Raw genomic sequence first — 12,437 nt, 5'->3', positions numbered from 1 at the left:
GTCCGATGACGACATGCCGGAACGAACGGTTTTCTTTGACCGGCGGACAAGCCGGCATCTGGTATGCCCAGCGGCTTGAGCCGGACAATCCGATTTACAACGCGGCCGAATGCGTGGACATCGCCGGTCCGATCGATACGGCGCTGTTCGAGGCGGCGGTGCGGCAAACGGTCGCGGAAACGGAAGCGCTGCATGCCCGATTCGGCGAGGACGAGGACGGTCCTTGGCAAACGATCGTTCCGTCGACGGATTGGCCGTTTCCGGTAATCGACGTGAGCGGGGAAGCCGACCCGCGGGCGGCGGCCGAAGCGTGGATGAGGGACGATTTATCCCGCCCAGTCGATTTAGGTCGGGGGCCGCTGTTCGCCGAGGCGCTTTTTCGGGCGGCGCCGGACCGCCATTATTGGTATCAGCGCATCCATCATATCGCGATGGACGGGTACGGCTTTTCGATGATCGCAAAGCGGGTCGCCGAGCTGTACACGGCGAGCGCTTCGGGCATTTCCCGCGAACGCGGCGGCTTCGGCCCGCTTCGGCTGATCGCCGAAGAGGAGGAGGCGTACCGGTTGTCCGGGCAGGCCGAGGCGGACCGCCGGTTTTGGCTGGAACGGTTTGCGGACGATCCGGATGCGCCCCGGCTGGCCGACCGGGCGCCGCGAACGTCCCGCGACTTTTTGCGGCGGACGGAACGGCTCGCCGCAGCGGACCGGGAACGGCTGGAGCGTGCCGCCGCGTCGTCCGCGGCCGTCTGGTCCGACGCTTTGATCGCCGCGACAGCCGTTTACGTGCACCGGCTCACCGGCTCGACCGACGTTATTTTGGGCTTGCCGATGATGGGCCGCCTCGGTTCGGTTTCGCTGCGCATTCCCGGCATGGTGATGAACGTGCTGCCGCTGCGCCTCGCGGTGCGGCCCGACATGACGCTGTCCGAGCTTGCGCGGCAAACGGCGGAGGAGATTCGGCACATGCGCCGCCATCAAAAGTACCGGCACGAACAGCTGCGCCGGGATTTGAAACGGATCGGAAGCGGCAGAGGGCTGCACGGGCCGCAAATCAACATCATGCCGTTCGACGCCGGACTTCGCTTCGGACCTTGCACGGGCGAGACGCGCAACCTATCGGCCGGACCCGTCGACGACCTGGCGATCAACGTCTACGGAAAAGCGGGCGGCGGCGACCTGCGGATCGACTTCGACGCCAATCCGGCCGTATACGGGGCGGACGAGCTGGCGCGGCACGAACGGCGCCTCATGCGGCTTTTCCGCAGTGCGGCGAACGCGTCGCCGGATACGCCGATCGCGGCGCTGGAGCTGCTGCCGCCCGAGGAGCGCCGGCTGACGACGGCGGCTTGGAACGACACCGCGCGTCCGCTGCCGCACGGTTCCGTGCCGGAGCGGCTGCAGGCGGAAGCCGCGCGCAGCTCCGGTCAAATCGCCCTCCGCTGCGGGGAAGAGGAGCTTGGCTACGCTGCGCTGCACGGGCGGGCGAACCGGCTGGCGCGCCTGCTGATCGCCCAAGGCGCAGGCCCGGAGCGAATCGTCGCGCTGGCGCTGCCCCGTACCGTCGATATGGCAGTCGCCATTTTGGCGGTCCATAAAGCGGGGGCGGCTTATTTGCCGATCGATCCCGACTATCCGCCCGACCGGATCGCCTACATGTTCGACGATTCGCGGCCGGCGTGCGTCGTGACGGACTCGCAAGCCGTTTCGAGGCTGCCCGAGGGCGGACTCGCGCCGCCGCCGCGGATCGTGCTGGACGATGCCGCTATCATCGAACGGCTCGGCGAATGCCCCGATATCGACTTGTCCGACGCCGACCGGATCGAGCCGTTATCGCCGCACCATCCGGCATATGTCATTTATACGTCCGGTTCGACCGGCAAGCCGAAGGGCGTCGTCATTCCGTTTGCTAGCCTCGGCAACTTTCTCGCCGCGATGGAGTCGTTGTTTCCGTTGAGCCGCCGCGACCGGCTGCTCGCCGTTACGACGATCGCCTTCGACATATCGGTATTGGAGCTGCTGCTGCCGCTGCTGCGGGGAGCCGCCGTCATCGTCGCCGACAAAGCGACGATACGGGACCCGGAAGCGCTCGCGGCGGCGATCGCGGACAACGGTGTCACGGTCATGCAGGCCACGCCGACGTTATGGCACGCGCTGGCGTCGGCCGCTTCGCATCGATTGAACGGGCTTCGCGCGCTGGTCGGCGGCGAAGCTCTTCCGAGCGGCCTATTGCGCGCTTTGCGCGAAGCGGGCTGCAGCGTTACGAATATGTACGGACCGACGGAAACGACGATCTGGTCCACGGCCGCGGCATTGCCGGGCGATAGCGAGGGGCCTCCTCCGATCGGCCGGCCGATTTGGAACACGCGGGTTTACGTGCTGGACGCCGGCCTGCAGCCGGTGCCGCCCGGCGTCGTAGGGGACTTGTACATCGCGGGCGACGGGCTCGCCCGCGGCTATTTCGGCCGTCCGGGGCTGACGGCCGAACGTTTCGTCGCCGACCCGCTGGGCCCGCCGGGGGCGCGAATGTACCGGACCGGCGATTTGGCCGTATGGCTGCCGGACGGCTCGCTCGGTTTTGCGGGACGCGCCGATCACCAGATCAAAATTCGCGGCTTTCGCATCGAGCCGGGCGAAATCGAGGCGGCGTTGGCCGGCTATCCCGGCGTATCGCGCGTTACGGTAACGGTTCGCGAAGACCGGCCGGGCGACAAGCGGCTTGTCGCTTACGTCGTTCCCGCCGCCGGTAACGCCGTCGAGCCGGCCGGACTGCGCAAGCATGCGATCGCCGTGTTGCCGGATTATATGGTCCCGTCGGCAGTCGTCGTCCTGGATGCGCTGCCGTTGACGCCGAACGGCAAAATCGACCGCAAGGCGCTGCCTGCGCCCGATTTCGTCCCGCCGGCCGCGGGCCGGATGCCGAGAACGCCGCAGGAGGACATGCTGTGCGAGCTTTTCGCCGAAACGCTCGGCGTTCCCCGGGTCGGCATCGACGACAGCTTTTTCGACCTGGGCGGCCATTCGCTGCTCGCCGGCCGACTGACGATCCGCATCCGCGAATCGTTCGGCGTGGACGTCGGCATCGGCACTCTGTTCGAGGCTCCTACGGCCGCCGGCTTGGCGAAACGGCTGGGGCAGGCGCGGAACGCCCGGCCGCCCGTTCGCCCGGTCGAACGAGCCGCCGACATTCCGCTTTCGTTCGCCCAGCAGCGGCTCTGGTTTCTTTACCGGCTGGAAGGCCCGAGCCCGACGTACAACATACCGCTCGTCGCCAGATTGTCCGGGAAGCTGGAACGGGAAGCGCTGCGGGCCGCTTTGGCCGATGTCGTCATGCGGCACGAAGCGCTGCGCACGATTTTTCCCGAATCGGACGGCGAAGCGCGCCAGCATGTTTTGGACGCCGATCGCGGTATGCCGGCGCTGACCGTATGCGACGTTCGCGAGTCGGAGCTGCCGTCCGCGCTCGCGGACGCCGTGCGCCGTCCGTTCGACCTCGCGTCGGAGCCGGCCTTTCGCGCCCATCTGTTCGCGCTCGGGCCGAACGAGCATGTGCTGCTTTTGCTGCTGCACCATATGGTCGGCGACGGATGGTCGCTCCATCCGCTTACCCGCGATTTGTCCGCCGCCTATATCGCGCGCAGAAGGGGCGGCCCGCCGACGTGGACGCCGCTGCCGGTCCGGTATGCCGATTACGCCGTCTGGCAGAGGCGGCTGCTCGGCAGCTCGGCCGATCCGGACAGCCTGATCGCGAAGCAGCTTGCATATTGGACGGAAGCGCTTCGGGGGCTGCCGGACGAGCTGCAGCTCCCGACCGATTTTCCGCGTCCGGCGGAGCCGAGCCGTTCGGGGGGCGTCGTGGAGCTGCGCATCGATCCACAGCTGCACGGGATGCTGCTGACGGTTGCGCGCGAAGCGAAGGCGAGCCTGTTCATGGTGCTGCAGGCCGGTCTCGCGGCGCTGCTGACGCGGCTGGGCGCGGGCACCGACATTCCGATCGGCTCCCCGGTCGCCGGCCGGACGGACGATTCGCTCGACGGGTTGATCGGCTTGTTCGTCAACACGCTCGTGCTCCGGACGGATACATCAGGCAATCCGACGTTCCGCGAGCTGGTCGGCAAAGTCCGCGAAGCCGATCTCGTCGCCTTCGAGCATCAAGATTTGCCGTTCGAGCGGCTCGTCGAGGCGCTCAGTCCGGTTCGGACGCGGTCCAGACATCCGCTGTTCCAAGTCATGCTGGCATTTCAAAACGTGCCCGACGCAGCGATCGACATACCGGGTCTCGCAGCCGACGTCCGGATCGAAAGCGCGGGCTCCGCCAAGTTCGATTTGACCTGGGAGCTGCGCGAGCGGCGAACGGATGACGGCAAGCCGGACGGCATCGACGGTTGGATCGAATACAGCGAAGATTTGTTCGAGCGAAGGACGGCTCAGTCGATGGCGGACCGGCTGCTCCGGCTGCTACGGGCGGCCGCGAGCGATCCGGGGCTGCCGATCGGCCGGCTGGAACTGCTGTCGCCGGAGGAGCGGCACGCCTGGACCGCCGGGCGGCGCGAGCGGAATGCCGCCCGCGTCCGAGAGCATGAGCGCGAGGCGGCGCTGCCGGAGCTGTTCGAAGCCCAGGCGGCGCGCAGGCCGGATGCCGCTGCCGTTCTGTGCGACGGAGTGGCGGTCTCGTACGCGGAACTGAACTCGCGGGCGAACAAGCTGGCGCATCTGTTGATCGGCCGCGGAGCGGGACCGGGAACGTTCGTCGCGCTGGCGCTTCCGCGATCGATCGAACTGGTCGTCGGACTGCTCGCCGCGCTCAAAGCCGGCGCGGCGTACGTGCCGCTCGATCCGGATTATCCGGCCGAACGGATCGTGTTTATGCTCGGCGATGCCGCTCCGACGTGCATCGTCACGAACGGCGATGCCGCGTCGACGCTGCCGGGAACCGGCGGCATCCCGGCGATCGTGCTGGACGAGCCCGCGACCGTTAAGGCGCTCGCGGCCTGCCGCTCGACAAACCCGGCCGATGCCGACCGCATCGCGCCGCTCGCGCCCGACAGTCCCGCTTACGTCATTTACACGTCCGGCTCGACCGGCTTACCGAAAGGCGTCGTCATCCCGCACCGGAACGTCGTCAGGCTGTTCGGGGCGACCGCGCGTCGGTTCCGGTTCGGACCGGACGACGTATGGACGTTGTTCCATTCGTACGCGTTCGACTTTTCGGTTTGGGAGCTGTGGGGGGCGCTGCTGTACGGCGGCAAGCTCGTCGTCGTGTCTTATGCCGACAGCCGATCGCCGTCGCGATTTTTGGAGCTGTTGGCGGCGGAGGGCGTTACCGTCCTCAACCAGACTCCGTCGGCGTTTTACGAGCTCGTGCAGGCGGACCGCGACCGTCCGGCCGGTTCGCCGCCTTTGTCGCTGCGCTACGTCGTTTTCGGCGGCGAAGCGCTCGAGCTCGCCCGACTCGAGGAGTGGTACAGGCGTCATCCGGACGATTCGCCGATGCTTGTCAACATGTACGGCATCACGGAAACGACGGTGCATGTCAGCTTTTTTCCGCTCGACGAGGAAACGGCTCGCGTCAAATCGGGCAGCCTGATCGGCGAACCGATCGACGATTTGCGGGTTTATGTGCTGGACGGCGAGCTGCAGCCGGTTCCTCCCGGCGTGCCGGGGGAAATGTACGTCGCCGGCGACGGACTCGCCCGCGGCTACTTGGGGCGCCCCGGCTTGACCGCGGAACGGTTCGTGGCCGATCCGTACGGGGAGCCCGGCGACCGGATGTACCGGACGGGCGATCTTGCGAAGCGGCTGCCGGACGGCTCCCTCGTTTATTTGGGCCGGGCCGACCAGCAAGTGAAAATTCGCGGCTTCCGGATCGAGCCGGGCGAAATCGAGGCGGCGCTCGTTCGCCATCCCCGCATTGCCCAAGCGGCCGTCGTCGTTCGGGAAGACCGGCCCGGAGACAAGCGGCTGACCGCTTACGTCGTGCCGGACGCGGGCGAAAACGTCGAGCCTGGCGAATTGCGGCACTATGCCGCTTCCCGCTTGCCCGACTATATGGTGCCGGCGGCGTTCGTTGCCGTCGAGCGTCTGCCGCTCACCCCGAACGGCAAGCTGGACCGCAAGGCGCTGCCCGCGCCGGACATCGCGCCCGCCGCCGGACGCGGACCGAGGACGCCGAGGGAGGAATTGCTGTGCGAGCTGTTCGCGGACATTCTCGGCCTGCCGCGAGTCGGCATCGACGATGGCTTTTTCGAGCTCGGCGGCCATTCGCTGCTCGCCGTCCGCCTGATGAGCCGCATTCGCGAAGCGTTCGGCGCGGAGCTCGGCATCGGCGTCCTGTTCGAGGCGCCGACCGTCGCGTCCCTCGCCGAACGGCTGGATAGCGGCTCGGCCGACAGCGCGCTCGACGTGCTGCTGCCGCTTCGGCCCGGCGGGGAACGGCTTCCGCTGTTTTGCGTCCATCCGGCGGGCGGTTTGAGCTGGTGCTATGCGGGGTTGTTGAAGTCGCTGGGCGCGGAAGTTCCGATTTACGGGCTGCAAGCCCGCGGCATCGCCCGAAACGAGGAGCTGCCGCGAAGTCTCGACGCGATGGCCGACGATTATATCGAACGAATTCGCAGCGTACAGCCGACCGGACCGTACCATTTGCTCGGCTGGTCGCTCGGCGGCAACGTCGCCCATGCGATCGCGGTCCGGCTGCAGCGGGAAGGCGAGCGGGTCGCCCTGCTCGTTATGCTCGACGCGTATCCGAGCCATTTTCTGCCTTTGAAGGAGGGGCCCGACGAACGGGAGGCGCTCGTCGCGCTGCTCGCCTTGGGCGGCTACGATCCGGACGGGATGGGGGACCGGCCGCTCACGCCGGAAGGGGCCGTCGACCTGCTGCGTCGGGACGGAAGCGCGCTCGCTTCGCTGGAGCCGGCCACGATTATGAATCTGAAGGAGACGTACGTCAATTCGGTGCGCATTTTGGGCGCTTACGTCCCGGGGCGGTTTCGCGGGAACGTGCTGTTTTTCCGGTCCACGGTCATTCCGGACTGGTTCGACCCGATCGAGCCGGAGACGTGGCTTCCGTATATCGACGGGCATATCGAGCGGCACGATATGCATTGCCGCCATAAAGATTTATGCCAGCCCGGGCCGCTGGCGGAAATCGGACGGCTGCTGGCGGCGAAGCTGGCCGCGTTGAACGGCTGCGAAGCCGGTGCCGACGCCTGCGCCGATGCCGGACGCGGCGGAAAGGAGGAAGCCGTATATGGGCAATCCGTTTGAAGCGCCGGACGGCGTCTATCATGTGCTCGTGAACGAAGATGGCCAATATTCGCTTTGGCCGGCGTTCGTCCCGGTGCCGCCGGGATGGATCGCGGCGTTCGAAGGGGAGAGCCGCGAACGGTGCCTCGAGTATGTCGAGGCGCATTGGACGGACATGCGTCCGCGCAGTTTGACGACGCCGTCGAAATGATTGGTATAACAAGAAATGCCCGGCTGCAAATGCAGTCGGGTTATTTTCCGTATGATCGGAAGCCTTTCACTACAATTACCAAGGATGCGCACGCACACCGCTGGATCGCTTTCTCCACGATATCGGAAGCGGCGAATACAAAACGTCGGCCGGCATGCGCCGAAGCCGCCCAGGCCGATAACAACGGCTATCGAAACGGATCGGCCGGTTTCGCCAAGCTTTCGCGCAGCTCCGTCCATGCCCATACATCCGCCTTTTCCGCTATTTCCCCGGAATCGGAGCAGGCGGACACGATGTGCGCTTCGTCCAGCCGAAAGCTGACGAACCGAAACGGGCCCGCCTCCGGCGAATGCCAGCCGCCCGCTTCCGAACGCGCGACGGTAAAAGATTGGGGCGCCCGCGACAAACCGGTGCCGAGCGCCTTGACGCAGCTTTCCTTCAAGGTCCATTGCCGATAAAAATGCTCGAGCCTTTCGTGCTCCGCCGCGGCAAACAGCTCTTCGCGCTCCGCCGCGGTAAATACGCCGTCCGCGACGGCGAGGTCGATCGGGACGATTTGTTCCACGTCGACGCCGAGCCGGGCGGGCTGCGCGTCCCACAGCAGGACGACCCAATCCCCGGAGTGCGACACATTGAACGAGAAGCCGAAATTGCCGGCAAGAGACGGCTTGCCGTACCGGTTGCGGACGAAGCGGATGTGCGAACGGGCCAGCCCGGCGCGATCGACCGCAACGTAACGGACGAGCCATTCCGCCAACAGCGAGCGGTAGCGGTCTTTGACGCGATAATAGGCCGACGCCCGGTCCCGGCGTTCGGGCGAAACGTTCGCCAGCAGCATGTTCATGTCTTCCGGCCTTATGTATTCCGGGACCGGCACCGCCACGATGGAAGCCATTATCGATCACCCGATTAACACATTCTGCGCGCGCCTGAAAAATCCTCGTTCCATCAGAACGAATGCGCCCGAGCCGCCTTCGTCCATTCCCCGATATAATAAGTGCCCGCCGCTTCGTAAACGTCCCCGGCGTCCGCCGTGTACCGGTCGTACACTTGCGGGTACAGCTTCTGAATCGACGCGTTCCGGTGCTCCAGCCAGACGACGGAGCCGCTTTGCCGCCGCCCGTCCAGCCCGTGCCGAAACGTCGTCTCCAGGTCGCTTACCGTCATCGCGGCGACGTAGTCCGCCGCTTCGCCGGTTTCCTCCGGACGGGCCATGAAGGCGTAGCTTGCGCAGCGGTCGTCTTCGATCATATCGGTTTTGCTGCGGTCCGTCGCGACCGCATCGTACGTACGGCCGAAGCCGGTTGCCAGCTTGCCGGCGAACGAACCGATTACCGGAAACATCATGCCGTAGCCGGAGCGGATCGATACCGGCCGAAGCCAGCGAACGGCCGAGCGGACCGAAACGCCGCCGGCGTCGACGCGGTGGGTGCAATCGATTTCCGCCACCGGCTCGGAAGGAGCGTCCGGGTGAACGCCGAGCATATGCTGCTCGATTCGGACCGACCGTACGGCGCGAAACGAAGGCTCGGCGGTCCAATCCGTCATTTCTTCGTCATCGAGCCATATGCGCTGCGAAACGGCAAACACCGTCCCGACCCGGTTATGCTCGGGCAGCCATTGATGCGGGAAATCGGTACCGGCCGGCGAAACGCAAATCGCGTATTCCTTGTTGCTCCAAGGCTGCAGCAGCTCGATCCGCTTCACCGCTTTCAACGTTTCGCCGCCGGTCGGGTCGGCGGACCGTTCCAGGTCGGATATCGCGCCGTCGCGAAACAGGATAAAGTCGTCGAGCTGGTTTTTGCCGAAGCCGTAATGGGCGAATCGCGCGCCTTTGATCGGGACGAGCGCCTCCAAACGGCGATCCCCGCAAATTTTGGCGTACAGGATGTCCGACGTTTCGTTCATGCCGCGGAGGAGCCGGACGAAATCGGTTTGACCGGCTGCTTCGTCCCGAACCGCACCCGCTTCGACGACGTTTTCGCCGCGGCTTTCCCGAATGCCGTTCGTTCCGGAACTTTCCGCCCGTTCGAAAATGTTCACGTTACCATCACTCCTTCGCGTTCATCATAACGCATGCGCCGGGCGGATTCCATACCGGATTGAAAAAAATGGAATCCCGCCGCACAGTTTTGCCCCGGAAAGGACCCGGGTTTTAAGCCGATTTCGCCGATTCTTAGAGCGTTCCCGAGTATCCGGCGCGATAGCGGTTCGCAGGTGGTTCGTCTGCGATTTGGCGGAAACATGCATCCGAAATTGCTGATTCATTGAAAAATTAGCATGATATGCTAAAATAAATCGTGATTCAAAACGAACCAAAAAGAGATGTTGTTTAATTGAAAAAGCCAGCAGATCGTATATTTGTGGAGTCGCTGTCGGGATCTAGCCGAAGTCGGATAGGCACAAGCCTCTTTTGGACAAATCGCGAAATATGCAAATATCGGCACGGGTTTATCGCAAATCACTTTTCGAGTAAGGAGGAGCTTCTTGAGCAGCTTGTGAACGAATACGCTATTGCTTGCCAGTCCTTTATTCGTCCTGAAGTTTACGGATGCGAATCGGAAGCTTGCATTCGCGGTTATCGAAATTGTCGCAAACAAGAGAGCCTGGAGCGGTAAGCTTCAGTTCGCGGTCCGATTTCGATGTTCGGGGCTATAAAGGAAGGCTGCATCTGAGGAGGATGTACGTGTTTAGCTTAGAGATAAAATGCTATAGCTGCAAGAAAGTGTTTAGAGTAGACGAAGGAACCGAGGAATACAAGCAATACAAGAAAAACAGGAACGGGTTGTATTGCTGCGAGGAATGCAACGAAAAAATACGTCTTGAAGCCATTTTGGACTTTTTTAGAGGCAACGGATAACAAGCTTTGTTAGAAGGCGCAATTCGAAGATTGCCGGTTCGGCCGATGCTGCTCGTCGCTTCACAAGGTACGAGAACGGCCGGCGATAAATATAGCTGTCAACGACGTTGGAACGAAGCGGAGAAGCTGACGAGTTTTATTGAAACAAGTGCGTCAGGAGCTAAGAGATTAGCTCCTTTTGTTTTTTGGTTAAGCGCATTGCCGATCGTGCGCAGCGAGTCGCGTTACTTTTCTCGGGGCCAACCGAGGTGATGCTCTCTCGAAGCTCTGTCCGGCTTTCAAATCGCCAACTTCGTCCTTTCCGATAAAATACAGCGTAATTGCTATTGCCGTTCGTCGTCGGACCTGCGGGGCGACCGGCCGCGAAACGGCCGGTCCTCGCGGTTCAGCCGTAAAACCGGCAGGCAAGCGGGAGCTCGCCGATAAAGTAGACGCCGCCCGCTTCGTACGTATCTCCTGCCGCGGCGGTGTACTTATCGTACACTTGCGGGTACAGCTTCTGCATCGCCGCGTCGCGATGCTGCAGCCAGACGATCGAGCCGGAGCTCCGCCGGCCGGGCTGCCCGTGCCGGAACGTTTTGGCGATGTCGTGGACCGTCATCGCGACGACCGTATCCGGCTCGCCGTTCGAGCCGGTGCCGTCATGGACGTAGGCGTAGCTTGCGGCTTGATCGTTTTCGCCCAAATCGGTCGTGCTGCCGTCCGCGGCGGTGGCGTCGTACAGGTTGCCGAAGCTTGTCGCGAATTTGCGCGCGAACGAACCGAAGACGGGAAACATCATGCCGTAGCCGGCGGAAATCGTGACGGCTCTCAGCCATTTGATTTTCGACTTGACCGCGACGCCTCCGGGCGACGCCGTATGGACGCAATAGATTTCGGCAACCGGGTTTCCCGGATCGGACGGATGCTTGCCGATCAGGTGCTGGACGATTTTCACCGATCGGACCGGGCGGACGGACGCGTCCGGCGTCCAGTCCGTTATTTCCGCGTCGTCGAAATAAACGCGCTGCGACACGGCGTATACGGTTCCGACGTTCACATGCTCGGGCAGCCAATGGGCGGGGTAACCGGAGCCCGCCGGCGCAACGTTCAGAGCGAACTCCTTGTTGCTCCACGAATGAAGCGCATCGAACAGCTTGATCGCACCCATCTGCCGGTCGTCTCCGTACACGATGGCGGTCCGGAACGTATCGGCCTTGTTCGAATAGTTGGCCGCGTTGCGGACCCAGCCTCTCGACGTCCCCGCCCCCGACGACGGAGCGTGATTCGGGTCGTCTCCCTTGAACGTCGCCACGACCGTATGCGAGCCGTTCGTCAAGCCGCGCGCGATCGGTCTTTTGGCGACGTTGCCGGACAGCTGCCCGGTCGGCACCGCATCGATGTGGGTGCTGACCGTTCCCGACGCGGCGCCGTCCACCTTGAATTCCCATACGCCGCCGCGCGTGTCGGCATAATGCTGAAAGTCGAACCCCGTCCCCTCGAACGAAAACGAAAACGCGGCGCCGACCTGGGTCGTATATTCGTTGGGCGGAAAGCCGGTCACCCACGTGCCGGTTTTCGTCTCGTAGTCGAGAGCGCCGGTTTGCGCGTATACCGTATCCAAAATCGAAACGGAGCCGCCGAGAAATTTCACGAAATCGTCGTTCGGATCTTTGGCGAACGAATAGTGGGCGCATCGTTTCCCTTTGAACGGGATGAGGACGTCGAGCGCCCGTTCGCCGGTCACCTTCGCGTACAGCGTCGCGGCGGTTTCGTTATGGCTTTGCAGCAGCTTGACGAAATCGACCTGCGGATACGCGCACGCTTCCGGCGACGTCGCGCCCGGCTGAGGCGCGTATGCGCTTTCAATTACGCTCGCGCCGGCCGCCGCGTCGCCCGTCGTCAGCCGAAACGCCGCGCCTGCCGCCAGTGCCGCGCCCGCCGCCCCGAGCGAGGCGAGAAGCGACCTCCTCGTCAATCGTTTCCCTCGAAAAAGCGGTTTCGAACCGGATTGCGCCGATGGTTCGGCCCCGTTTCGATGTTCCATGATATTCGCCCCTTTCCATATGTGATCGTGCCATTCACGTTCATCATAGCAAAGCGGGCGGCGCAATTCTTTGCAACATCCTTCGGAAAATTTGTTCTG

At 63.8% G+C, this 12,437-nt stretch carries 6 protein-coding genes; 3 read left to right on the top strand and 3 right to left on the bottom strand.

Annotated elements, in window-relative coordinates; all coding sequences use genetic code 11:
* Positions 1-5: 5 nt before the first annotated feature.
* Positions 6-7,262 carry an amino acid adenylation domain-containing protein gene (locus tag PV407_RS23940; RefSeq protein ID WP_332092532.1) on the top strand — a complete coding sequence of 2,419 codons (7,257 nt, stop codon included), beginning with the start codon at positions 6-8 and terminating at the stop codon, positions 7,260-7,262.
* On the top strand, positions 7,246-7,452 hold the full coding sequence (locus PV407_RS23935; protein WP_332092531.1) for an MbtH family protein: 207 nt from the start codon (positions 7,246-7,248) through the stop codon (positions 7,450-7,452). Before PV407_RS23940 ends, PV407_RS23935 begins: the two co-directional genes overlap by 17 nt.
* Positions 7,453-7,639: 187 nt before the next feature.
* On the opposite strand, the gene PV407_RS23930 is transcribed toward PV407_RS23935, so the two are convergent.
* Together PV407_RS23930 and PV407_RS23925 are read right to left on the bottom strand one after the other, a co-directional pair.
* Positions 7,640-8,347 carry a 4'-phosphopantetheinyl transferase family protein gene (locus PV407_RS23930; RefSeq protein WP_332092530.1) on the bottom strand — a complete coding sequence of 236 codons (708 nt, stop codon included), beginning with the start codon at positions 8,345-8,347 and terminating at the stop codon, positions 7,640-7,642.
* Positions 8,348-8,400: 53 nt separating this feature from the next.
* Complete coding sequence (locus tag PV407_RS23925) at positions 8,401-9,495, bottom strand: hypothetical protein (protein ID WP_332092529.1); 1,095 nt, start codon at positions 9,493-9,495, stop codon at positions 8,401-8,403.
* A 508-nt stretch (positions 9,496-10,003) separates the two neighbouring features.
* Between PV407_RS23925 and PV407_RS29635 the strand changes: the two genes are divergently transcribed.
* Positions 10,004-10,312: a DUF2197 domain-containing protein gene (locus PV407_RS29635; RefSeq protein ID WP_442951698.1), complete on the top strand. Its 309-nt coding sequence runs from the start codon at positions 10,004-10,006 to the stop codon at positions 10,310-10,312.
* A gap of 385 nt (positions 10,313-10,697) precedes the next feature.
* Here PV407_RS29635 and PV407_RS23915 read toward each other — a convergent pair whose 3' ends face one another.
* The gene (locus PV407_RS23915; RefSeq protein ID WP_332092527.1) at positions 10,698-12,269 is read right to left on the bottom strand and encodes a hypothetical protein; all 1,572 of its coding nucleotides are present in this window, start codon (positions 12,267-12,269) and stop codon (positions 10,698-10,700) included.
* Between the last annotated feature and the right edge of the window lie 168 nt (positions 12,270-12,437).

It is taken from the genome of Paenibacillus sp. GYB003 (genome assembly GCF_036577625.1).
In the GTDB taxonomy this organism is placed as follows: domain Bacteria; phylum Bacillota; class Bacilli; order Paenibacillales; family NBRC-103111; genus Paenibacillus_AB.
Note: the sequence above shows the minus strand (reverse complement) of the source record. Positions and strands in the feature narration are given on the sequence as shown.